Here is a 23223-nt window from a genome sequence, read left to right as displayed (position 1 = left end):
GTCGGCCCGCTGTCCGCCGCGCCGCGCGGAACCCTTGCGTTGCGCGCGAGTCCATTCGTTTCCGTCAACAACGCGATATCGACAGGGAGGCGTTCATGCTGCAATTCATCGAAATGCTGGTGGTCGGATTCATCGTCGGCCTCCTCGCCCGTGCGCTCAAGCCCGGCGACGACAAGATGGGCATCCTGATGACGACCGTGCTCGGCGTCGTCGGCTCGCTGGTTGCGGGCTACGTCGGCCGCGCCGCCGGCTGGTATGCGCCCGGCCAGGGCGCGGGCTGGATCGCGTCGATCGTCGGCGCGATCGTGCTGCTGGTGATCGTCGGCGCGGTGCGCAAGCGCGCGGGCTGAGAACCGGTTCTCCGGCCGCCGCGCAGAAATGGCCGCTCACTCGGTGAGCGGCCATTTTGTTTTGCCGGATCGCAACCGACCGTTGCCCGCGCAACGATCCCGACGGACGTCCGTTCCGGGCGCCTATGCCACCCGGCAATACCCTGACTTGCGGTTGCGCAGATTCGGCCTACATTGTCTGAAGCAACACGACATCGTTTGCTTATTGCCGGTATTTCGGATTTTTCGCTCAAGAGGTTCGATGGACTTGCCGTTTACGCATTCAGCACCGCAGCGTTGACGGACTGCCATTCGAGCGGCCCCGCTGCGACGCGCTTCCTCTCTGGAGCCTGTCATGAAGCATCGTCTGATCGCCGCCTCGTTCGTGCTGGCTGCCTCGCTTCTGGGCACATCCTCGTCGTTTGCCGCCGGCGCGTCCGGCATCATCCACTTCACCGGCATGATCGTCGAACCGCCGTGCTCGTTCGCGCTCGACGCCCCCGATGCCGCGCCCGCGCACGTGCGCGCCGACTGCCCGCGCCCGGCGACCGGACAGATTGCGTTCGTCGACGCGGCGAGCATGCAGGCGGTCAGGACCACGACCTTTACTCAGGCTTCGCGCGCAATCGTTTTACCTGACCGTCCGGGACGCAATCGCGCGCCGATGATCGCCGTCGTCACGTATCAGTGACGCCGGCCGGCCGCGTGTCGCGCAGCGCTTCGGCGCGCCCGCGCGTCAGTCGCGATGGCGTGCGATCCAGTCGCTGAACGCGCGGATCTTCTGCTGGCTGCCGCTGTTTTCCGGATAGACGAAGAAGTAGCGCGCGCCGGTTTCGAGCACGATGTCGAACGGCCGTTCGAGCCGGCGCGCGCTGACGTCGTCGTCGACCAGCGTCACGTCGCCGATCGCGACGCCGAAGCCCTGCATCGCCGCATTGGTCGCCAGATCGAGCGTGTCGAAGGTCGGCCCGCGCTCGGCGTCGACCGTGCGCGCACCCGCGTGATCGAGCCATGCGCGCCAGTCGCGGTGGTCGCGAGTCGGATGCAGCAGCGTGTGGCGCGCGAGATCGCCGAGCGCGTCGAGCGGCGACGCCCGCCTCAGCTCCGGCGCGCAAACCGGCGTCAGCCGCTCGTCGAACAGCGGCAGCGCGAACACGCCCGCGCCCGGCGAGGTGCCGTAGACGATCGCCGCATCGAACGGCTCGCTCGAAAAATCGACGACGTGCTGCCATGCGGTCGTGATCTGCACATGCAGGTCGGGATGCTCGCCCTGGAACCGCATGATGCGCGGCAGCATCCAGCGCATCACGCAGGTCGGCACCTTCAGCGCGAGATCGGTGCGCTGCCGCGTGAGCTTCAGCGAAATGTCCTCGATCCGCGCGAAGCTCTCGTTGACCACCGGCAGCAGCTGCTCGCCCTCGGCCGTCAGCGTGAGGCCCTTCGCATGCCGCCTGAACAGCGGAAAACCGTAGTGCGCCTCGAGCGTCTGGATCTGCCGGCTGACCGCGCCCTGCGTGATGCACAGTTGCTCGGCCGCGCGCGTGAAGCTGCGGTGGCGGGCCACCGTCGAGAAGATCTGCAGCGCGTGCAGGGGCGGAAGTCGGCGCATGACGAAGCGAAGTGAGCGGAAGAATCGCGCGCCGGCACCGGCGCGCGCTGACCGACACGATAAGGCAAACGCCGGCTTTGCGCGAGGTGCCGGACGCCGGCGTTCAAGCCGTCGCGGCGAGCGCGTTCGCGGCGATGCGCGCGGCGGACGCGACGACATCCGCACGCGCGGCCGCATCGGCGCGCGGCTGCGTAAACGACACGGCCATCACGAGCGGCGCGCGCGACGGCGGCCATACGACCGCGACGTCGGTCGTCGTGCCGTAGCCGCCCGTGCCGGACTTGTCGGCGACGCGCCAGCCGGGCGGCACGCCCGCGGCGATGCCGGCCGCGCCGCGCGCGCCGCCGACCATCCATTCGATCAGCTGCGCGCGTTGCGGCTCGCGCAGCAGCGTGTCGCCGAGCAGCAGCCGCTGCAGCGCGTCGACCATCGCGACCGGCGTCGACGTGTCGCGTTCGTCGCCGGGCGCGGCCGCATTCAGCTCGGGCTCCCAGCGATCGAGGCGGAACGTCGTGTCGCCGCTTTCGTGCGCGAACGACGTGACGGCCTGCGGGCCGCCGAGCACGCCCATCAGCAGGTTGCCCGCCCCCTTGTCGCCGGCCTGCAGCATCGCCGCGCACAGCTGCGCGATCGTCATGCCGGTGTCGACGTGGTTTTCCGTGACGGGCGAGCCGGCGACGACGTCGTAGCGGCGATACAGGATGCGGCGCGGCAGCAGCGTCGCGTCGAGCGAACCGCGCGCGAGCACTGCGGCGGCCGCGACGACCGCGTACGTGCCGCACAGCGGAAAGCGTTCGCGTGCATGGTGCGCGACGCGTGCGCCATTCGACGTGTCGAGCGCGGCGACGCCGAGCCGGCCGTTCGACGCTTTCTCGAGCGCGGCGAGGTCGGATTGCGCAGCATGAACGCGCCCTTGATCGGCGACGGGAGCCGGCGCGCACGCGGCGACGAACGGCGCGGCGACGGCGGCGAGCAACAGCGAGCGGCGTGTCGAGGAATGGTCCATGGATGAATGGTGTTCGGTCGGAAGCGGTGGCATCGAGCAACGCGCGTCGGCGACGCGCGCCCGTTCACGCCGACGGCCGGCCCGCGCGGCGCTTGCCGCACACCTCGCAGACGCCCGTCGGCCCGCGCTCGCGGACAAGGTGAACAGGCCCTAGCGTAGCAGCGACCGTGCCTGCATTCCACCCTCAAAGGGCCGGTTCCCGCTTTTAGCCGGGCAGGTAGGGCAGCGGATTGACGGGCTTGCCGTCGCGCCGCACCTCGAACAGCAGCGCGACGCGCGAGTTGTCGAGGTCGCCCATCTCGGCGATCTCGTCGCCCTGATGGACGACGTCGCCGGTCTTCACGAGCAGCTTGCGGTTGTGCGCATAGGCGGTCAGGAAATCCGCGTTGTGCTGGACGATGATCAGGCTGCCGTAATCGTTGAGGCCCGTGCCCGCATACATCACGCGTCCGTCGGCCGCGGCGCGCACCGGGTCGCCCGCCCGGCCGGCGATCTGGATCCCGCGGTTCTGCCCCGGCCGGAACCCTTCGACGATCTTGCCGTGCGCGGGCCACGCGAGCGCCACGCCGCTCGCATGCCGCTTCGTCTGCTGGACGACCTGCCGGTCGCTCGCCGTCGATTCGGCCGGCTGGCCCGCCGTCGTCGCATCGCTCGTCGCGGCCGGCGCGGCCGTTTGCGCGGCGGACGGCTGCCGCGTGTCCTGCGTGACGATGCGCAGCGTCTGCCCGATGCGCAGCTTGCTGCGCGCGCCGAGCTTGTTCCACAAGCGCAGGTCGTCGACGCCGCAGTCGTTCGCCTTCGCGATGCCCGTCAGCGTGTCGCCGCGCTTCACGACATAGTCGTGCGCGACGAGGATCGGCGCCGGCGCAGGCGCGGCGGGTGCGGCCGCCGGTTGCGCGGGTGCGGACGGTCTCGCCGGCGGCGCTTGCCCCGCGAGCGTGTCGCTCGGCGGAAGCGACTGCGTGCTTGCGCAACCGGCCATCACGAGCACGGCGAGCAGGCTCGACAGCCGAGCTGCGTGGCGGTTGATCTCGCGCTTTTCCATGGTCGATCGGGCTCCGGTTTGACAATCTTTCAAGCATCTCAAAAACGGAACGGCCGACGTGTAACCGGATGCAAACAATGATGACAAACGATCACGAACGAAGCGTCGAGGGCGATTTTCCGCGATCGAATCAGGCAAATATGACAGGGTCCGCGCACGAATCAGGCATTTTTTCCGCTCATCGGCGAGCGATTTTTTTTCCGATAGATCCTGAGCGTGGATCGATCCCCGCACTCAGCGCAGCCAGTCGAGCAGTTCCGAACCGGCCCACGCAATGCCGACGCACAGGAAAAACACGTGCAGCGCAATCTTGAAAGACACGCCCCAGGACGGATCGCCAGGCATGACAGTCTCCCCCGTTGATGTCCGGCCATGATCGGCCATCGATCGCGCCCCGAAAATGCGGAAGCGGCGAATCGGGTCTCAGGCTGTGCCTGAGCCTGACGCCGCCGTTTTTGCTACCTTATCGGCCATTCCAACGATATCGCGCCCCCCCACATCATGCGCTTCGACCTGACCGACCTGCGGCTCTTCCTGAACATCTGCGAGGCCGGCACGATCACGAGCGGTGCCGAACGCACGCATATCACGCTGCAGGCCGCGAGCGAACGCATCCGCGGTATGGAAGACGAACTCGGCGTGCCGCTGCTGCACCGGACCAAGTCGGGCGTGCAGGCGACCGATGCCGGCCGCGCGCTCGAACACCATGCGCGCACCGTGCTGCAACAGATCGACCATATGCGCGGTGAGCTGCAGCAATACGGCCAGGGGCTGCGCGGCCATATCCGGCTGCTGTGCAACACCGCGTCGCTCAGCGAATACCTGCCCGACGCGCTCGCCGCGTACCTGCCCGATCGTCCGAAGCTGTCGATCAGCGTCGAGGAGCGTTCGAGCCAGGAAATCGTCCATGCGATCCGCAACAAGACCGCGGAGATCGGCATCGTCGCCGATTCGGTCGGCCTCGGCGGGCTCGAACAGAAGCCGTTCCGCGAAGACTGGCTGGTCGTCGTCGTGCCGGCCGGGCATCCGCTCGCGTCGCACGACAAGGTCGCGTTCGACGCGATCGTCGATGCCGACTTCATCGGCCTCACCGACGGCAGCGCGCTGCAGGTCCATCTCGCCGACCAGGCGCGCACGCTCGGCGAGCGGATCCGCTATCGTGTGCAGTTGAAGAGCTTCGACGCGATCTGCCGCGTGATCGAAAGCGGCGTGGGCATCGGCATCGTGTCGCGGCATGCGGCCGTGCGCGCGATGCAGACGATGGACGTGCGGCTCGTCGAGCTGTCCGATTCGTGGAGCCACCGGAAGCTGACGCTGTGCGCGCGCTCGTTCGACGCGCTGCCGAAATACACGCGCGAGTTCGTTGCGTTCCTGTCGGGGGAGGCGCCGACAAGAACGCGCTGATCCTGCGCGGCCACGCCGCGTGCTTGCGTTCCACCTGCCCGACACTGCCAGCTCCCACATTCGAACCCGCGCTCCGAACCCGACATGACCGCCATCGCCAACGCCTCGCCTGCACGCACCGATCGTCGGCTGGTGATCGTCGAAGGCGTGATGGGCTCGGGAAAATCGACCATGATGCGCTTCATCGCGACGCGGATGCAGGCGACCGGACGCGATGCCGTTGCGATCCACGAGCGGACCGATCCCCATCCGGTGCGCGCCACCGACGAACTCGCGCACTGGTTCGAGCCGTGGCGCGATGCGACCGCGGCGCAACTCGCCGCGCGTGCGCTCGCCCGCTGGCGCGCATTCGCCGACACGGTACAGCGCAGCGGCGCGCTGCACGTGCTGGACGGACAGCTGTTTCATGGCGACCTGACCAACATGCTGCTGATGGAAGCCGACCCTGCGTTCATCGATGCGTACGTGCGCGAGCTGGCCGCCGTCATCGCCCCGCTCGCGCCGCTCGTCATCTATTTCTGGCAACGCGACATCGGTGCGGCGATCCGCACGGTGTGCGCGGAGCGCGGCGAGGACTGGGTCGCGTACCAGACGAACTGGAAACTGGCGTCGCCGTACTGCGTGCGGCGCGGCTACGTGGGCCTCGACGGGCTGATCGCGCTGTACCGCGACTACCGGCAGTTGACCGACACGCTGTTCGGCCGGTTGCCGCTCGACACGCTGTCGATCGAAAACGGCGCGCGCGATTGGGCCGCCCATGAGCGCAGGATTCTCGATGCGCTGAACCTGTAGCGGCAGCGGTGCGGCGTTCGCGCCGCCGTCGCCCCAACGAGGAGCCATCGCTCGTGACTCGAACCGATCTCGCCGCGCGCTACCGCGCGTACATCGACTGCCTGAACCGACGGGACTGGGCCGCGCTCGATCGCCATGTCGCGGCCGACGTGATCCACAACGGCCGCCCGCTCGGGCTCGCCGGCTATCGCGCGATGCTCGAGCAGGATGTGCACGACATCCCCGATCTGCGCTTCGATATCGAATTGCTCGTCTGCGAGCCGCCGCGCGTCGCGTGCCGGCTCGGGTTCGATTGCTCGCCGCACGCGACGTTTCTGGGCCTCGCTGTCGACGGCAGACGGATCTCGTTTACCGAAAACGTGTTCTATGAATTTCTCGACGGGAAGATCCGTCAGGTCTGGTCTGTCATAGACAAGACAGCGATCGAGCGGCAGCTTTAGCCGGCTTTGGCGCGATCGATGGCGGGTGCGGCCTGCCGTCGATCGTCACGCCCATGTCGCCCCGACTCTTATGGATAACGTTTTCTTCTAAAAACCAGAGAAAGCGCGAATCTCTTGCGCTCCGATCTCCATCGCTTCCACACCGCTCACCGCAAACTCGCGTCGGAAATATCTACAATAAAAAAGCGTTAAAACCGCAAATTTCCGATCTATTCCGACACCTTCCGCGCCCTGCCATCCGGGTTTCCCCCGTCACCGTCTGCACGAAAGTTCATTGACAGGAGGCCGGTCGATGCCTAAATTTGGAAAACGTTTTCCAATTCCGAAGACCCGCGGCCCGAAGCGCCGCTCCGGCAACGGAAAGCGTCTGCCCGCTCGGGTTGCGATTCAGGCGTCCGCCTTCAGGGATCAGGGTTGCGAGGCGGAAGCCGGGCACGGGCGTCGAGCGAGGCAGCGTCGGATCGGCCCGTCCTCACCACTACTCAAACCGGAGACACCCCACAATGCATCCGCGCAGCAGATTCGCGCTCGGCGCCGCGCTCAGCGCCCTTTCCGTCCTGTTCGTCAGTGCGTGCGGCGGCAGCGACGTGACCGACACGCCGCCGTCGTCGCCTTCATCGCCGTCGTCACCGTCGACGCCCGCACTCGCCGCCAACTCGCTGCAGGCGCTCGTCTATGGCGCGCCCGACACCAGCGTGCCGGCCGGCGCCGACATCCCCGTCACGATGATGGGACAGATGCGCGCGCTGTTCGACCTGATCCGCAAGTCGCCCGACTTCACGCAGGTCGTGATGGATCTCGGCGACGGCACGCCGGTCCACGTGCTCGACACGAACACCGGCGACAAATTCCTGCCCGGCAAGCTCGCGCTCGGCCTGTCGTACATCCTGATCGACATGAAGTCGAAAGGCGACCCGCAATACGCGAGCTATCTCGCGACCTACCAGCAGATCACGACCGCGATGATGGCGCAGTCGGGCGCCGACTACACGTATGCGAATACGTCCTGGGGCGAGTACTACTATCTCGTCGCGCTGAACAACCTGAAGGCGCACGGCATGCTCGACGAGGTGTTCAGCGATGCGATGCTCGCGACGCTGCAGCGTCGGCTCACGTTCTGCGACATGTTCGGTCCCGACGCGAGCGGCAAGACCGACACGTGCCCGGCCGCCGGCACGCCGATCGACATCGCGTCGCTCAACACCGCTCAGAACTACTATGCAGTGTCGTACGGGATCGCCGGGCTGCGGCAAAAGCTCGGCTGGAGCAATCCGTCGTTCGCGTCGGCGACCGATCCGGCCGTCGCGACGATGGGCGCGCGCGACGCGCTGCTGTACACGCTCACGAACCATATCCGCAACGATTCGTCGGGCGGCTTCTCCGACGAGGCATCGAACACGCACACGACGTACTACGACAAGGCCCGCTTCGACCGCTACAGCACGCTGCTGATCGGCGAAGTGGTCGAGCGCACCTTCGAAATGGACAACGCGGCGAATCTCACGCCCGAGCTGAAGGGCTATCTGCGCAAGTCGGTCGACCTGATCCTGCCGCAGCTGAACACGGACGGCCAGGGCTTCAACTACGGCCGCTCGATCGGCCCGTACGGCGACTCGGCATTCATGGAGGTGCTGACCGCGGCAGCCAATGCCGGTGTGCTGACCGACCAGGAAAAGCAGATCGCCTACGCGTTCATCTACAAGGCCGCGCACCGCTTCGACACGTACTGGTACGACCCGTCGCTGCCGACGCCGTCGGTGAACATGTGGGTCAAGGGGCGCGGCACCGACGCGTATCGCGGCAAGCCGCGCGTGATGGGCGAGAACTTCAGCCTGCTGCACCAGTACCTGTACGTGAACGCGTGGTGGAACAAACTCGGCTTCGGCGGCAAGGCGCCGATGGCCGACGCGGACTACGGCGCATGGCTCGATGCGCTGCCGCGCTACACGCTCACCTGGTACAACCAGCCCGGCGACACCGCGCATCCGTACAGCGCGGCGCTGCTCACCGTGCGCGACGGCCGGCGCGTGATCAACCTGAACCTCAGCCAGGCGCCCGACTACAACTCGTACACGCCGTACTATCCGGTGCCGTTCTCCGACCAGCTGTCCTACGGGACGACCGATCTCGGCTACGCGCTGCTGGTGCCGCAGGTCTCGTACAACGGCAAGACCTACATTCCCGTCACGTACTACAAGAACCTGAACGTGCAGCAGACCGGCACCCAGGTGATCGTGTCGTTCGATACGGCGAAATTCCGGCTCGCGACGAAGAACGCCGCCTACACGACGGACCTCGACCTGCAGGCGCATACGGTATTGACGTTCGACCACGGCACGATCTCGCGCAGCGACACGCTGAGCTCGGGCACGCTTGCCGGCACGCTGTCGGTCGAAACGGACTTCGCGTCGTTCGCGGACTTCGCGGCCACGCAGGTCAATGGCGACGGCGCGTCCGTCAGGTATGCGAACGGCATCGCGACCGGCTACGCGGCATCCGGTTTCGACACCTGCGCGCTGTCGGCTTTCGACACCGTGAACGGAGCGACGAATCCGCTGTCGACGACGCCGATCGGCCAGCTGCATTCGAACTTCGCGTGCACGACCCGGCCGTTTGCGCTCGGCTCGGGAGCCAGCCGCTCGTTCGGATGGACGCTGAAGTACGCGGATCCTGCCTGAGCGCGGCGCGCGTTGCGCAATGCCGCCGGAAGCCGATTGTCGGTGCCGGCTTCCGGCGGCTGGAATGCGAGCGGCGGCGCGCGTGGCGTCGGCCCGGCGTTTTTATCGCAGCCCGGAAACCGCCATATACGCGCCGAGCGCGATCAGCCCGACGAAGAAGCAGCGCTTGAACGTCTTCTCGCTCATCACGCGCCGCGCATACTGGCCGCCGGCCATGCCCGCCAGCGCGGGCGCCAAGGCAAGCGCCGACACGCCGAGGTCGACGGTCTGCAACGCTCCCGACACGCGCAGCTGCAACCCGAGCGCGATCGTCGACGCGGTAAACGACAGCCCCAGCGCCTGGATCAGGGCGTCCTTCGACAGCCGCAGCGCCTGCAGATACGGCACGGCCGGCACGACGAACACGCCGGTCGCGGCCGTCACCACGCCGGTCAGATAGCCGACCACGGCCGACAGCCACTTCTCGTGCCGGCCCGGCGCGGGCAGCCGCGCGGCCGCGAGACCCCACAGGCCGTACAGGATCAGCACGACGCCGAGCGCCGCATGCGTCCACGTGCTGCCGGCCGCGAGCGCGGGCAGGCCGCCCGTCAGCGTGCCGATCGTCAGTCCTGCGATCAGCGGCCACAGCCGGCGCAGCAACGGCCCGAACGACGGGCCGAGCCACAGTTGCCAGATATTGGTGATGAACGACGGCACCAGCAACAGGCTGGCCGCGGCCGACGGCGGCATCGCGAGCGTCAGCAGCCCCATTGCGATCGTCGGCAGGCCAAGGCCGATCATGCCCTTGACCGCGCCGGCGAGCAGGAAGACCAGCGCGATGATCGTCAGCGTATGAATCTGCATGGCGGGCGTTCCGTCCGGTTGAATAAGGCGCCGATGGTGCACCGCCCGCGCGCCGCCAGCCATCTGGTTTTGCCTGAGTCTGGCTAGGCCTTGGCGGGCGGGATCGTCCGCCCGGCGCGCCGCTCAGCCTTGGTGAGTCGCCCGCCCCTGCTCGCTGTCGAGGTGCGCCATCTGCGCGGCCGGATAACGGTCGCCGGCAGCCGCCCCGGCGGGAACCGCCGCTTCGATGCGCGCGACGTCATTGACCGTTAGTTGCATGTCGGACGCCTGCAATGCGTCGCGAAGCTGCGTGCGCTTGCGGGCGCCGACCAGCGGCACGATGTCGTCGCCGCGCGACAGCGCCCATGCGATCGCCACCTGCGCCGGCGTGCAGCCGCGTTCGTCGGCGATCGCCCGCAGCGCGTCGACGAGCGCGAGGTTGTGCGCAAGGTTCTCGCCCTGAAAACGCGGGCTGGCCGCACGGAAATCGCGCTCGCCCTGCCGCGCCGCGCTCCATTGGCCGCCCAGCAGCCCGCGCGACAGCACGCCGTAAGCGGTCACGCCGATGCCGAGTTCGCGGCAGGCCGGCAGGATCTCGGCCTCGATCCCGCGCGACAGCAGCGAGTATTCGATCTGCAGGTCGGCGATCGGCGCGACGGCCGCCGCGCGGCGGATCGTGTCCGCGCTGGCCTCCGACAGCCCGATATGGCGCACATATCCGGCCTTCACCAGATCGGCGATCGCGCCGACCGTGTCCTCGATCGGCACCGCCGGATCGACGCGCGCCGGCCGGTAGATGTCGATATGGTCGGTGCCGAGCCGCCTCAGCGAATACGCGACGAAGTTGCGGATCGCGACCGGCCGCGCGTCGTAGCCGGCGAACCCGCCGGCCGGATCGCGCAGCGCGCCGAACTTCACGCTGATCAGCACCTGGTCGCGCGCGCTGCCGCGCAGCGCGTCGCGGATCAGCATCTCGTTGTCGCCCATTCCGTAGAAATCGCCCGTGTCGAGCAGCGTGATCCCGTTGTCGAGCGCAGCGTGCAGCGTCGCGATGCTTTCGTCGCGGTCGGCCGGCCCGTAGAAGTCCGACATCCCCATGCAGCCGAGCCCGATCGCCGAGACCTGCGGGCCCGTGCGGCCCAGTTGACGCGTATTCATGTCCGTTTTCCTCACATAGTCGGTGGATGGACCGGATTCTGCGCGCATCGCGGCGTGCGATAAACGCGAAACACGCCACCAAACCATTCGACGCTGATTAACAATGGAGCCTGTCCCAATCCGCCGGGGTTCCGTCACGCATGGATCATCTGCATGCAATGCGCATCTTTGCGCGCGTCGCCCGTCTGGGCAGCTTCACGAAGGCGGCCGAGCAGTTGCAGCTGCCGCGCCCGACCGTCAGCAACGCGGTCCAGTATCTGGAAAAGCATCTGAAGGTCCGCCTGCTGCAAAGGACGACGCGGCGCGTCGGGCTGACGGCCGAAGGCGCGACCTACTACGAGCGCTGCGAGCGGCTGCTGGCCGATCTCGACGATGCCGAGACGCTGTTCGAGGAAGCCGGCGCATCGCCGCGCGGCGTGATCCGCGTCGACCTGCCCGAGCGGTTCGCGCTGAACCGCGTGATTCCGGCGCTGCCGGCGTTCCACGCGCGCTTCCCCGACCTGCGCGTCGTGATCGGCACGACCGACCGCTTCGTCGACCTGGTCGCGGACGGCATCGACTGCGCGGTGCGCGTCGGCGCGCTGTCCGACACGTCGCTGGTGGCGCGGCGCGTCGGCGAGATGGCGCAGATCAACTGCGCGTCGCCCGCGTATCTCGCGCGCCACGGCACGCCGCGCTCGCCGGACGACCTGCCCGACCATGTCGCGGTCGGCTATTTCTCGAGCCGCACGGGCCGCGAGCTGGACTGGGAATATGCGGACATGGACAGCGGCGAGCTGCACACGGTGAAGATGCGCAGCATCGTGTCGGTCAACAGCTCGCACGCGTATCTCGCGTGCTGCCTTGCCGGCCTCGGGCTGATCCAGGCGCCGCGCGACGGGCTCGCGCCGCAGCTCGCGGACGGCTCGCTCGTCGAAGTGCTGCCGGAATGGAATGCGGCGCCGCTGCCGGTGTCGGTGGTGTTTCCGCACGGCCGCCATCTCGCGCCGCGCGTGCGGATCTTCGTCGACTGGCTCGCCGAGACGCTCGGCGACTTGGGCGGCGCGAACCGGCCGGCGCCGACCGGCGACGCCGAATCGCGGAACGATTGACCGGACGGTCGGGAACCGCCGCCGCTCAGAATTTGTGACGGATCGCCGCGCGCACCGAGAACTGGTTCGACGACGACGACGGGCCGTCGGTCCCGACCACGTAGCCGCCATCGGCCGCCGTGCCGGTCTTGTCGCCGGCCACCTTCTGCCATGCGCCCTGCAGATACACGTCGGTGCGCTTGGACAGGCTGTAGTCGGCCATCAGGCCGACCGTGTGGTACTTCGGCTTGAACGAGCCGGCCGCCGCATCGAACTTGGCGTCGGTGTACACGTACTGCGCGCCGAGAAAGAAATCGGGTGTGAGCTGGTACTTGCCGTTGACCTCGAAGTTCTGGAACTTCGTCGCGGTCAGCCCGAGGCCCTCGAACGTCGAGGCCGGCAGGTAAACGGTCGACACCGGATTCTTCACGTCGGTCTTCGTATAGACGAAACCGACCGTCGCCGGGCCGAACGTGTAGTTGATGCCGCCGCCGAAGATCCGCAGGCGGTCGGCGACGAAGTTCGCGTCGTCGGCCGCGATCGCGCCCGCGCTGCCGACGCCCGGGTTGTTCGCCTGCAGATAGGCCGCCGCGACCTGCAGCCCGGCCAGCGAATACTGCGCGCCGACGCTGTACTGGCGGTTGTTCGAGAAGCCCGTGCTGTTGCTGAAGCTGTAGGTGCCGCCGAAGCTCAGCCCGTTCCAGTCGCGGCTCGCGTACTTGACCGTGTTGTTGACGCGGAACGAGTTATCGGTGTTGTCGTTGTCGAACGGATGCGAGAACAGCGTGCCGCCCCAGTTGCCGTTCGCGGTCAGCGGCGCCAGATAGTCGACGACCGAGTCGTACTGGCGGCCGAAGGTCAGCGTGCCGAAGCGGGAATCGGCAAGCCCGACGAATGCCTGACGGCCGAACATGCGGCTGCCTTGGCCGAGGCGGCCGTTGTTCACGTCGAAACCGCTTTCCAGCGTGAAGATCGCCTTCAGCCCGCCGCCGAGATCCTCGGTGCCCTTCAGGCCCCAGCGGCTGCCCTGCGCATAGCCGCTTGCGAGCTGGTAATTCGCCTTTCCGACCCCGTTGACGTTGACGTTGTTCGTGTAGTTGAAGCCCTCGTCGATCAGGCCGTACAGCGTCACGCTGTCCTGCGCGAAAGCCGGCGCGGCAAAGACTGCGAGCGCGGCGGCAAAAAAGACGTGCTTCCTCATGTCGGATCTCCGGAGCCGGGTGCCGGGCAGGTGCGCGCCCGGCGAATTGTTTGGACTTTTAGGGTGTTGCATGGTTGGCCCGCAGCGCGGACGACGCGGTGTGCGGCCGCGCGAACAAAATGGTGTCACGTCGCAAATCGTCCGTCCATCGGGGCTCGCACACGACGCGCAAAGCGTTGCGCCCTCCCAACTGCGTCGGCGGCGCGGCCGGCCTGACTGCCTTGTCGGCCGCGGCGAGGCGGCTCACCATCGGCGTTAACCCGGGATCCGTCGCATCGGTGGCACAATGCGCATCCATTCGTCATTTCTTCACGCAGTCATGCTTTACCCCGATTCACGCGCGGCCGGTGCCGGTCGCGCCCGCGGGTTCCGCCGGGAGGCGGCCCGATGACCGCCCCGGCCCGCGCCGGCCGCTACGCGGAGCTCGATTTCTTCCGCGGCCTCGTACTGCTCGTCATCGTCGTCGACCATATCGGCGGCAGCATCCTGTCCCGCGTGACGCTGCACGCGTACGCGCTGTGCGACGCCGCCGAGGTGTTCGTGTTTCTCGGCGGCTTCGCGACCGCGATCGCGTACAACTCGCTCGCCGAGCGCCACGACGAGGCCGCCGCGCGCCAGCGCTTCATCCGGCGCGCGTTCGAGATCTACCGCGCGTTTCTCGTGACCGCCGGCCTGATGCTGCTGATCACGGCCGTGCTGAACGCGTTCGCGATCGACGGCCCGAACATGCCGACCAACGATCTCGACGGGCTGCTGCAGAAACCGCTCGCCGCGCTGCGCGACATCCTGCTGTTCCGCCGTCAGCCGTACCTCGCGTCGGTGCTGCCGATGTATGCGTTCTTCGCGCTGCTCGCGCCGCTGGCGCTGCCGCTCGCGCGCACGCAGCCGTGGCTGCTGCTCGCGTTCAGCGGTTCGCTGTGGTACGCCGCGCCGCACGCCGCGCGCTTCCTGCCAACCGTCGAAGGCGCGCCGTGGGATTTCAACCCGTTCGCGTGGCAATTCCTGTTCGTGCTCGGCGTGATCTCGCGCTGCCAGCCCGTCTACCAGACGCTCGCGCCGAAGCCGCAGGGCTGGCTGCTGACCGCCGCCGCGCTCGCGATCGTCGCGGCCGGCGCGTACTACCGGCTGCGCATCGAGCCGTTCCCGACCGATCCGTCGATCAAGCAGAACCTCGGCGCGCTGCGGCTCGCGAACTTCCTCGCGATCGCGTGGCTCGCGGCCAAGCTCGTGCACCTCGGCTGGATGAAGAAGGTTGCGCACGCGATGCCGTGGATCGGCACGATCGGCCGGCAGGGCCTGCTGTGCTTCGTCGCGGGCACGGCCATCTCGCTCGCGGTCGATTCGCTGCTGTACCAGGCGACCGACGGCTATCTCGACGTGCCGCTCGGGCTGACCGCCGATGTAGTCGCGATCAGCCTGCTGTATCTCGTCGCGAAACTCTACGCACCGCTGATCGCGCGGCTGCCGTTCCGCGCACGGCGATGACGCGCCGCGCCGTCACGCGCCGCTGCTACGATAGCCGGCGATCCTTCTGAAACGATTCGACATGCGCCGACTCGCCCTTCCGTTCGCCCTCGCCCTGATCGCCGGCTCCGTTGCCATCGCGCACGCCACGCCGGCCGCACCGACCCTGTCGCCGGGAGCGCCGGGGTCGCCCGCGGCGGCCGCCCAGCCCGCGCCCGCCGCGCAGGGCGCGGCGGTCAATCCGGGCAGCAGCATCGTGATGCGCTCGTTCCGTTCGGCGACGCTGCAGCGCGACTGGTCGTACACGGTCTATCTGCCGCCGGGCTACAACCCGGAGGGCGCGCGCTACCCGGTGATGTACCTGTTGCACGGCAATGCCGGCAACGCGAACGACTGGATCACGCAGGGCCGGCTGCAGGCCACGGCCGACACGCTGATCGAGCGTCACGAGATTCCGCCCGTCGTGGTCGTGATGCCGCAGGGCGGCACCGACTGGTACGTGGACCGCAAGGAGAAGATGCAGAGCGCGTTCCTCAACGACCTGCTGCCCGAGGTCGAAGCGCACTTCGCGGTGTCGAACCAGCGCGCGGGCCGCGCGATCGGCGGCGTGTCGATGGGCGGCTTCGGCGCGCTGCGCTTTTCGCTGCTCGAGCCGGGGCTGTTCTGCGGCGCGATGCTGTTGAGCCCCGCGATCTACGCGAACGAGCCGCCGCTCAATTCGGCCGCGCGCTATGTCGGCGTGTTCGGCGACCGGCAGTTCGATCCGCGCGTGTGGCACGAACTGAACTATCCGGCGCTGCTGCGCGGGTATTTCGCGCGCACGTGGCGCGTGCCGATGTTCATCGCGGCGGGCGACGACGACCTGACGATACAGGCCGAGTCGAGCGTGCTGTATACGCATTTGCGGCGCGCGCAGAATGCGGCCGAACTGCGCATCGTCGATGGCGGGCATACGTGGGAGGTGTGGCGCGGGCTGCTCGGGCAGGGCTTGAAGTATGCGCTGGAGTGCGTGAAGTGACGGGCCGGCCGGCGTTCCGGTAAAGCGCCACCGCGCACGCCCCCGCCGCCGGCTGCGCTCACGCGAACCGGCTCACCACCTCGTGCAGCCGGTCGCAGGACCACGCAAGCGTGCGCTCCGGCGCCGTCGCGACGCCGAGCAGCAGCCCCGAGCGCGCGGACTCCGGCGTCGCATACCACGGCGACAGCGGAGCGGGCCCCAGGCCGAACGCACGCAACGCCTTTGCCACCGCCAGGTCGGGCACGCCGTCGGACAACCGCAGCAGCACGGCAAGGCCGGCCGTCGCCGTTTCGAATCCCCGGTGGTCCAGCGCCTTGCGCAGCGCATCGAGCTGCGCGGAATACAGCCGCTTCAGGCGCCGCAGATGGCGCAGATAGTGCCCGTCGCGCATGAACTGCGCGGTCGCCAGTTGCACCGACGGCCAGGGCGCCGGCGCGAGGCACGCGCTCACCTCGGCAAACCGCGACACCAGCGGCAGCGGCGCCACCACGAACCCCAGCCGCAAGGCCGGGCTGATCGTCTTGCTGAACGAGCCGACATGCACGACGCGATGCGCGCGATCGAGCGACGCGAGCGCCGGCGCGGCGCGCGCCGTCAGTTGCAGCTCGCTCAGATAGTCGTCCTCGACGATCCAGACGCCCTGCTTCGCCGCCCAGTCCAGCAGTTTCAACCGTCGCGCGAGCGACAGCGTCGGGCCGAGCGGCGCCTGCTGGCCCGGCGTCGCCACGACGAGCGCCGCGTCCGGCGCGTGCCGGATGCCGTACTCGACATCGATCCCGTCCGCGTCGACCGGAATCGGCGCCAGCGACAGGTTCGCGAGCGACACGCCATGCCGCGCGAACGGAAAGCCCGGATTCTCCACCCAGGCCTTGCGCCCTTCCAGACCGAGCACGCGCAACGCCAGCCCGAGCCCGCTGCTGAATCCGCCGGTGACGATGATCTGGGCCGGCGAGCAGGTGATGCCGCGCGCGATCGCGAGATACGCGGCGATTTCGCGCCGCAGCTCCGGTTCGCCGCGCGGGTCCGGATAGACGATCGACGCGCTGGACTCCGCGCGCAATGCGAACGCGCGCACCTTCGTGAACAGTCTGGCGGGCAGCGTTTCCTGCGCGGGCACGCCCATCTGGAAGGTCGCCGGGCCGGCGGTCAGCTCCCGGTAAGTCTCCATGAACGAGTCGGGATCAGGGCGCTCGTCCGTCTTCGCCGGCGCGGCGGGCCGGTCCGCGACGCGCGTGCCGGTCGCGCGCGCGGCCACGATCAGCTGCGCGTCGGACAGCCGCTCGTACGCGAGACGCACGGTGCCGCGCGCAACGCCGAGCTGCGCGGCAAGGTCCAGCCACGACGGCAGGCGCGCGCCCGGCATCAGCACGCCGCGCTCGATCGCGGTGCTGATCGCCTCGCGGATCTGTTCGGCCAGCGGCGTCTTCGCTGAGCGGTCGAGTCGAATGTCGAGCGGTTCGGTCATCGCGTCATGGTACATAAAAAATGTTCGTTCCTGGTGCTTTCTACTGACCCAGCGCGGACCCACAATGCACGTGTTCCAAGGAGAACCCGTGTCATGAACCTTCGATCCCTGCTCGGCGCCGCGGGCGCCGCCCTCGCGCTCGCCATCGCGACACCCGCGTTCGCGCATGGCGACGGCGAAACCGTCGTGCCCAATTTCCAGCACGTCATCCCGAACCTTCCCGGCAAGTCGCTGGTCGCCGTGGAAGTCGACTATGCGCCCGGCGGCGCATCGCCGCCGCACACGCACGCCCGGTCGGCGTTCATCTATGCGTATGTCGTGTCGGGCGCCATCGAGTCGCAAGTCGACGATGGCCCGAAGCGCGTCTACCACGCCGGCGAGAGCTTCTTCGAAACGCCCGGCGCGTTCCACCGCGTGAGCCGCAACGCCAGCCGTACCGAGCCGGCCAAGCTGCTTGCCGTGTTCGTCGTCGACACCGGCGACAACGCACTGACCACCCCCGTCAAATAAACCGCCTACCGGAGCATCCGTCATGAGCAAGCGTCTCGACTACAACACGATCGCGCCGGCCGGCGTGAAAGCCCTCGGCGGCGTCTACGGCTATGTGATGCAGAGCGGCCTTGCGCCGGCGCTCGTCGAACTGGCCTACCTGCGCGTATCGCAGATCAACAACTGCGCGTACTGCCTCGACATGCATACGCGCGAACTGCTGAAGAAAGGCGTGTCGATCGAAAAGCTCGCGCTGGTGCAGGCGTGGTCCGAGGCCGGCGCGCTGTTCGATGCGCGCGAGCGCGCGGCGCTGGCGTGGGCCGAATCGGTCACACGCGTCGCCGAAACCGGCGTGCCCGACGCGGCGTACGACGCGGCGCGCGCCGCATTCGACGAGCGTGAACTCGTCGACCTGACGATCGCCATCAGTCTGATGAATGCGTACAACCGGATGGCGATCAGCTTCCGGAACACGCCGCAGGCCGCGCAACAGACCTGAGGCCGCGCGGCCGAATCATGCGGCGCCGAAACGCGGCGCCGCCGACAGGAGAAACCCACATGAAGATTTTCATTGCCGGCGCGACAGGCGCCGTGGGACTGCCGCTCGTGCGCGTGCTGCGTGCGCTCGGTCATCAGGTCAGCGGGATGACGCGCGCGGGCGCGGGCGTCGATCGGCTGCGCGAGCTCGGCGCGCAGGTGTCGTGCGCCGACGCGTTCGATGCGCAGGCCGTGCATGCCGCGATCGAGGCCGCCGCACCGGACGTCGTGATCGACCAGTTGACCTGGCTGCCGGCCAACCCGGCCGACATCATCAAGTCGATGCCCAACGACACGCGCCTGCATCGCGAAGGCGGCGCCAACCTGCTCGCCGCGGCCCGCGCGCTCGGCGTCGGCCGCTACATCATGCAGTCGCGCGGGTTCTATCTCGATGCGCCGGACGGGACGCTGGCCGACGAAACGGCCCCGCTTCGCTACGACGCGCCCGGCGAAATCGGCGACAGCGCGCGCACGATCGGCGAATACGAAAACGAGGTGCTCGCGTCGCCGTCCATTGCGGGCGTCGTGCTGCGCTATGGATTCTTCTACGGCCCGGGCACCTGGTATCGCCCCGACGGCGCCATCGCGGAACAGATGCGCGACGGCGCAGCGGCGATCATCGGCGCCGGCAACGCCGTCTGGTCGTTCGTCCATATCGACGACGCGATCGCGGCAACCGTCGCGTCGCTGAACGCCGAGCCCGGCCGCTACAACATCGTCGACGACGATCCGCTGCCCGTCGCCGAATGGATGCCCGCCTTTGCGCGCTGGATCGACGCGCCGACGCCGCCGCGCGTCGACATCGCCGACGCGCTGAAGTCGGCCGGCGAAGAAGCGGTCTACTACCATACGCGGCTGACCGGTGCGTCGAATGCGCGGGCCAAGGCGCAACTGGGGTTCGCGCCGCGGCCGCTTCTCTGGAAACCCGGCGCGGCGTAGGATGGGGGGCGCCGGCGGAACCGGCCGCCCATCACGAACATCGCGCATGAAATCACACGACACGCCGACGACCGAAACCTGGCACATGGACGACGCCACGGCCGGCACCTGGATCCGTGCGGCGCATCTCGGCCGCCGCAGGAAATACCACAAGGGCGCCACGATCTACCGGCAGGGCGAACTCGGCTTCACGTTCTATTTCCTGCTGTCGGGCCGCGTGCAGGTGTCCATCTTCCAGAACGACGGCGCCGAATTCATTCTCGAGGTGATGGGACGCTGGTCGATGTTCGGCGAAAGCCCGGCGATCGACGGCCATCCGCGCATCGCGACGGCGATCGCGGTCGAGGATGCCGAGCTGCTCGAATTCGACATCCGGATCATCGAGGGCGCGATTCCGTCGCACCCCGAACTGGCGATGTCGCTGCTGCGCGTGATCGCGCTCAAGCAACGCATCCTCGCGTCGCGCATCCAGTACCTCGCGCTTCCCAAGCCGGAGATGCGCATCCGCGAGCTGCTCGTCAGGCTGTCCGACCTGTACGGCGAGAAACACGACGACCACACGCTGATCACGATCGCGCTTACGCACGAGCAGATCGCGGCGATGACGGGCGCCACGCGGGTGACCGTCACGCGCGCGCTGAAGCGGCTCGCCGACATCGGCGCGATCGAGATCCGGCAACGCCGCATCCGCGTGATCGATCCGTCCCGGCTGCTCGACTGATTTGTAAACGCCTATACAGACTTCCCTCCCGCGCGCCGGTAGAGTCCGGGCATCGGCTGTCCGCTGCAGGACACCGCCCACCACGAGAAGGAGAAGTCATGAACGGCATCAAACGGCTGCGCCTCCCCGACGACGATCCGACCTTCGGCGGCAACCGCGTGTTCGACCTGTTCCAGTATTCGCCGGCGGTCACGGCGCACGGCCTCGTCTTCATCGCCGGGCAGATCGGCCTGCGCGCCGACGGCTCGATTCCCGAGTCGCCCGCCGAACAGATCGACGCCGCGTTCAGGCGGGTCGACGCGATCCTCGCGCATCTCGGCCTGGATTTCTCGGACGTCGTCGAGCTGGTGTCCTATCACGTCGATTTGAGCACCCATCTCGCGACATTTCGTGCGGTCAAGGAGCGCTACGTGCGCGCGGATTTTCCCGCCTGGACGATCCTCGGCGTTGCCGCGCTCGCACGTCCCGAACTCATCGTCGAGATCAAGGTCGTCGCGTCGACGCGCGACGCGTAACCGCAGCCTTGCGCATCGTCGCGCGCCTCCCATCCATTCATTCAGGACTTCGACATGAATCGCTCAGTCATGACGGACGGTTTCGCGTTCGTCGAATTCGTCTCGTCGGCGCCCGCCGAACTCGTCGAGCTGTTCGAACGCTTCGGCTTTCGCGTTGACGGCCGCTCGAAACAGGGCATGGTCCTGATGACGCAGGGCGCCGCCGCGTTCGTCGTGAACGGCCAGCCGAATGCGTTTCGCACGCGGCATCGCGCGTCGGTGCGGGCCATCGGCATTCGCGTCGACGACGCGCACCTCGCACAGGCGCAGGCGCTGGCAGGCGGCGCCCGCATCGCGCAGCCCGACAGCGAAGGCGCGTTCGCCGTCGATACGCCGACCATCCTCGGGATCGGCGACAGCCTCGTGTACTTCGTCGACACCGATATCCGCAACACCTTCCGCCTGCCGCCCGAGTCGCGCCAGACGCCGGCCGGCGACGCGCATATCGTCGCCGTCGATCACGCATCCAATATCGTCCGCCCCGACAATCTCGACCGGTGGGCGGATTTCTACCGCGATACCTTCGGCTTCGACGAGCGGCAGTATCTGGAGATCAAGGGACATCGGTCAGGGATGCGCGCGCGTTCGATGGTCAGCCCATGCGGACGCGTATCGATTCCGGTCGCGGCCGCCGCGCATGACCAGCCCGGCGTGCTGAACCAGAACGACGAGTTCATTCGCGACTACGGCGGAGAAGGCATCCAGCACATCGCGCTGCTGAGCGCCGACATCGAGGCGACGATCGACGCGCTGACGGCGGCCGGCATCGCATTCATGGCCGCGCCGCCGCCAGGCTATTACGAGGGCATCGACGCACGCCTGCCCGGCCATCGCCTCGACGTACGCCGGCTGGCCGGACGCGGCATTCTGGTCGACGGGAAAGATCCGGCGCGCGTGCTGCTCCAGCGCTTCACCCGGCGCCAGATCGGCCCGGTCTTCTTCGAAATCATCGAGCGACGCGGCGAGGATGGCTTCGGCGAAGGCAACTTCAAGGCGCTGTTCGAAGCGCAGGAGCACGATCAGCAGGCGCGCGGCGCGCAGCGATGACGGCCGCGCCGCGCATGCGCTTCGGTGGCGCGCATGGCGGGCTGGACGCATGCCGCCCGGGCCCGCGTTACCGACGGAGCGCAGCGGCTCACAGCCACGTCCCGCCCTGCCGCTCGCTCGGCTCCTGTTCGAGCGCGTCGAAGTCGTGAATCCAGTCGAGATGATGCAGCACGCTGTCGCGCTCGGCGAGACGCGCATTGCGCGCCTGCGCGGCCGGCCCGTCGGGCAGATGCAGCACGTCGGCGGCTGAGATCGATGCGTACTGCACCTTGCGCGTGCGACCGCGGCGCAGCCGCTCGTACGCTTCCTGCGCTTCGCGCCAATTGCCGGGCCCCGCCTTCGCCAGTTGCGCCGCCAGCACGACCGCATCCTCGATCGACTGGTTCGCGCCCTGCCCGTGGTGCGGCACCAGCGCATGCGCGGCATCGCCGATCAGCGTCACGCGCCCGCGGCTCCAGCGGCCGAGCGGCGGCCGATGGAACAGGCCCCAGCGCTGGCTGATCGGCACCGCGGTAATCATCTGCACCACCGCCGGGTGCCAGTCCCGGAACAGGCGCAGCTGCTCGCCCTCCTCTGCCGGCATGACCCAGTCGCGCGACGGCCACGGCGAAGGATGACGCTCGACCAGCAGGAAATTCTGGTCGCCGTTGTCGCCGATCGGATAGTGCAGCAGATGCCCGTGCGGCCCGACCCAGAACTGGATGGTCTCGGGATCCGGCAGCAGGTCCATGCGCCCGGCCGGCACCACGCCGCGAAACCCCGAGCAGCCCGAATACAGCACGTCGTCGTAGCCGAGCATCCAGCGCCGCGTGATCGAGCGCGCGCCGTCCGCGCCGATCACGAGATCCGCGTCGACGCGCCGGCCGTTGTCGAAACTCAGCGTGACGCGATCCGGATGTTGCGCGAGATCGACCAGACGATGGCCGAGATGGATGCAGTCGAGGCCGACCGCTTTCGACAGCACGGCCTGCAGATCGGCGCGATGCACGCCCCAGTATGCGCCGCCGAACTGCCGGCGATAGCTCGGCTCGCCGCGATGATGGCCGATCACCGCGCCGCTGCGCCCGTCGCGATAGACGAGAGCCGGAATCTCCGCGCACACCGCGTCGAACTGCGGACGCAATCCCAGGCGTTCGTAGAAGCGCGTCGCGTTGGCCGACAGCGCGACGGCCGCACCGACCTCGCGCAACTCGCCGGTCTGTTCATAGAGCTGCGCGTCGATGCCGCGCTCGCGCAGCGCGAGCGCCAGCGTCAGGCCGCCGATGCCGGCGCCGACGATCGCAATCGTCAGATTCGTCTGCATGATGAAGGTGTCTCCGAGATTCAGGTTGTGGGGTCCGCGGGGTGCGGCGGGCGCGGCGGTCGTGTCGAATGCAGGCGCCGTACCGGTATTGTCGGGAGCGGGGTTTCATCCCACAATAAAATGGAATGAATC

23 protein-coding genes are annotated in these 23223 nt (G+C 68.1%); 15 read left to right on the top strand and 8 right to left on the bottom strand.

Annotation, left to right across the window (positions count from 1 at the left end; all coding sequences use genetic code 11):
* Window positions 1-95: 95 nt before the first annotated feature.
* Entirely contained in the window at window positions 96-350 is a 255-nt protein-coding gene (locus BST28156_RS09150) for a GlsB/YeaQ/YmgE family stress response membrane protein (protein ID WP_060237189.1), read from the top strand.
* 334 nt (window positions 351-684) lie between these two features.
* Window positions 685-1020: a type 1 fimbrial protein gene (locus tag BST28156_RS09145; RefSeq protein ID WP_174902006.1), complete on the top strand. Its 336-nt coding sequence runs from the start codon at window positions 685-687 to the stop codon at window positions 1018-1020.
* 45 nt (window positions 1021-1065) lie between these two features.
* Here the strand turns inward: BST28156_RS09145 and BST28156_RS09140 are convergent, their stop codons facing one another.
* The 3 genes from BST28156_RS09140 to BST28156_RS09130 form a co-directional block, all read right to left on the bottom strand.
* On the bottom strand, window positions 1066-1938 hold the full coding sequence (locus BST28156_RS09140) for a LysR substrate-binding domain-containing protein (protein ID WP_174902005.1): 873 nt from the start codon (window positions 1936-1938) through the stop codon (window positions 1066-1068).
* Window positions 1939-2041: 103 nt separating this feature from the next.
* Window positions 2042-2944: a class A beta-lactamase gene (gene bla, locus BST28156_RS09135; protein ID WP_174902004.1), complete on the bottom strand. Its 903-nt coding sequence runs from the start codon at window positions 2942-2944 to the stop codon at window positions 2042-2044.
* A gap of 205 nt (window positions 2945-3149) precedes the next feature.
* Entirely contained in the window at window positions 3150-3989 is an 840-nt protein-coding gene (locus BST28156_RS09130; protein WP_174902003.1) for a peptidoglycan DD-metalloendopeptidase family protein, read from the bottom strand.
* 501 nt (window positions 3990-4490) lie between these two features.
* On the opposite strand from BST28156_RS09130, the gene BST28156_RS09125 reads away from it, so the two are divergent.
* From BST28156_RS09125 to BST28156_RS09110, 4 genes are all read left to right on the top strand, one after another.
* Window positions 4491-5393, top strand: a complete 903-nt coding sequence (locus BST28156_RS09125) for a LysR family transcriptional regulator (protein ID WP_174902002.1) — start codon at window positions 4491-4493, stop codon at window positions 5391-5393.
* An 84-nt stretch (window positions 5394-5477) separates the two neighbouring features.
* Window positions 5478-6185 carry a P-loop NTPase family protein gene (locus BST28156_RS09120; RefSeq protein ID WP_254596361.1) on the top strand — a complete coding sequence of 236 codons (708 nt, stop codon included), beginning with the start codon at window positions 5478-5480 and terminating at the stop codon, window positions 6183-6185.
* A 53-nt stretch (window positions 6186-6238) separates the two neighbouring features.
* A complete protein-coding gene (locus BST28156_RS09115) occupies window positions 6239-6625 on the top strand; it encodes an ester cyclase (protein ID WP_174902001.1) in 387 nt (128 codons plus the stop codon).
* A gap of 503 nt (window positions 6626-7128) precedes the next feature.
* On the top strand, window positions 7129-9303 hold the full coding sequence (locus BST28156_RS09110) for a hypothetical protein (protein WP_174902000.1): 2175 nt from the start codon (window positions 7129-7131) through the stop codon (window positions 9301-9303).
* Between the two features lie 102 nt (window positions 9304-9405).
* On the opposite strand, the gene BST28156_RS09105 is transcribed toward BST28156_RS09110, so the two are convergent.
* Both BST28156_RS09105 and BST28156_RS09100 read right to left on the bottom strand, forming a co-directional pair.
* Complete coding sequence (locus tag BST28156_RS09105) at window positions 9406-10146, bottom strand: sulfite exporter TauE/SafE family protein (protein ID WP_174901999.1); 741 nt, start codon at window positions 10144-10146, stop codon at window positions 9406-9408.
* 123 nt (window positions 10147-10269) lie between these two features.
* Complete coding sequence (locus tag BST28156_RS09100; protein ID WP_174901998.1) at window positions 10270-11283, bottom strand: aldo/keto reductase; 1014 nt, start codon at window positions 11281-11283, stop codon at window positions 10270-10272.
* 140 nt (window positions 11284-11423) lie between these two features.
* Here BST28156_RS09100 and BST28156_RS09095 point away from each other — a divergent pair, with 140 nt between their 5' ends.
* The gene (locus tag BST28156_RS09095; protein WP_174901997.1) at window positions 11424-12374 is read left to right on the top strand and encodes a LysR family transcriptional regulator; all 951 of its coding nucleotides are present in this window, start codon (window positions 11424-11426) and stop codon (window positions 12372-12374) included.
* Between the two features lie 25 nt (window positions 12375-12399).
* On the opposite strand, the gene BST28156_RS09090 is transcribed toward BST28156_RS09095, so the two are convergent.
* Window positions 12400-13554: a porin gene (locus BST28156_RS09090; protein WP_174901996.1), complete on the bottom strand. Its 1155-nt coding sequence runs from the start codon at window positions 13552-13554 to the stop codon at window positions 12400-12402.
* 387 nt (window positions 13555-13941) lie between these two features.
* Here BST28156_RS09090 and BST28156_RS09085 point away from each other — a divergent pair, with 387 nt between their 5' ends.
* Window positions 13942-15039 (top strand): OpgC domain-containing protein, encoded by a 1098-nt coding sequence (locus BST28156_RS09085; RefSeq protein ID WP_060237146.1) that lies wholly within the window; start codon window positions 13942-13944, stop codon window positions 15037-15039.
* Window positions 15040-15100: 61 nt separating this feature from the next.
* The gene (locus tag BST28156_RS09080) at window positions 15101-16036 is read left to right on the top strand and encodes an alpha/beta hydrolase (protein WP_174901995.1); all 936 of its coding nucleotides are present in this window, start codon (window positions 15101-15103) and stop codon (window positions 16034-16036) included.
* Window positions 16037-16094: 58 nt separating this feature from the next.
* Here the strand turns inward: BST28156_RS09080 and pdxR are convergent, their stop codons facing one another.
* Window positions 16095-17501, bottom strand: coding sequence for a MocR-like pyridoxine biosynthesis transcription factor PdxR (pdxR, locus tag BST28156_RS09075; RefSeq protein ID WP_174901994.1), 1407 nt, complete (start codon window positions 17499-17501; stop codon window positions 16095-16097).
* Window positions 17502-17594: 93 nt separating this feature from the next.
* Here pdxR and BST28156_RS09070 point away from each other — a divergent pair, with 93 nt between their 5' ends.
* The 6 genes from BST28156_RS09070 to BST28156_RS09045 all read left to right on the top strand — a co-directional run bounded on the left by BST28156_RS09070 (window position 17595) and on the right by BST28156_RS09045 (window position 21788).
* Window positions 17595-18011: a cupin domain-containing protein gene (locus BST28156_RS09070; protein ID WP_174901993.1), complete on the top strand. Its 417-nt coding sequence runs from the start codon at window positions 17595-17597 to the stop codon at window positions 18009-18011.
* A 22-nt stretch (window positions 18012-18033) separates the two neighbouring features.
* Window positions 18034-18489: a carboxymuconolactone decarboxylase family protein gene (locus BST28156_RS09065; RefSeq protein ID WP_174901992.1), complete on the top strand. Its 456-nt coding sequence runs from the start codon at window positions 18034-18036 to the stop codon at window positions 18487-18489.
* A 59-nt stretch (window positions 18490-18548) separates the two neighbouring features.
* Window positions 18549-19466, top strand: coding sequence for an NAD-dependent epimerase/dehydratase family protein (locus BST28156_RS09060; RefSeq protein WP_174901991.1), 918 nt, complete (start codon window positions 18549-18551; stop codon window positions 19464-19466).
* 46 nt (window positions 19467-19512) lie between these two features.
* Window positions 19513-20187: a Crp/Fnr family transcriptional regulator gene (locus BST28156_RS09055; RefSeq protein WP_174901990.1), complete on the top strand. Its 675-nt coding sequence runs from the start codon at window positions 19513-19515 to the stop codon at window positions 20185-20187.
* 98 nt (window positions 20188-20285) lie between these two features.
* A complete protein-coding gene (locus BST28156_RS09050; protein ID WP_174901989.1) occupies window positions 20286-20702 on the top strand; it encodes a RidA family protein in 417 nt (138 codons plus the stop codon).
* A gap of 54 nt (window positions 20703-20756) precedes the next feature.
* On the top strand, window positions 20757-21788 hold the full coding sequence (locus tag BST28156_RS09045) for a 4-hydroxyphenylpyruvate dioxygenase family protein (RefSeq protein WP_174901988.1): 1032 nt from the start codon (window positions 20757-20759) through the stop codon (window positions 21786-21788).
* An 88-nt stretch (window positions 21789-21876) separates the two neighbouring features.
* Here BST28156_RS09045 and BST28156_RS09040 read toward each other — a convergent pair whose 3' ends face one another.
* Window positions 21877-23091 (bottom strand): FAD-dependent monooxygenase, encoded by a 1215-nt coding sequence (locus tag BST28156_RS09040; protein WP_174901987.1) that lies wholly within the window; start codon window positions 23089-23091, stop codon window positions 21877-21879.
* Between the last annotated feature and the right edge of the window lie 132 nt (window positions 23092-23223).

Source organism: Burkholderia pseudomultivorans, from assembly GCF_902499075.1.
GTDB lineage: Bacteria > Pseudomonadota > Gammaproteobacteria > Burkholderiales > Burkholderiaceae > Burkholderia > Burkholderia pseudomultivorans.
Note: the sequence above shows the minus strand (reverse complement) of the source record. Positions and strands in the feature narration are given on the sequence as shown.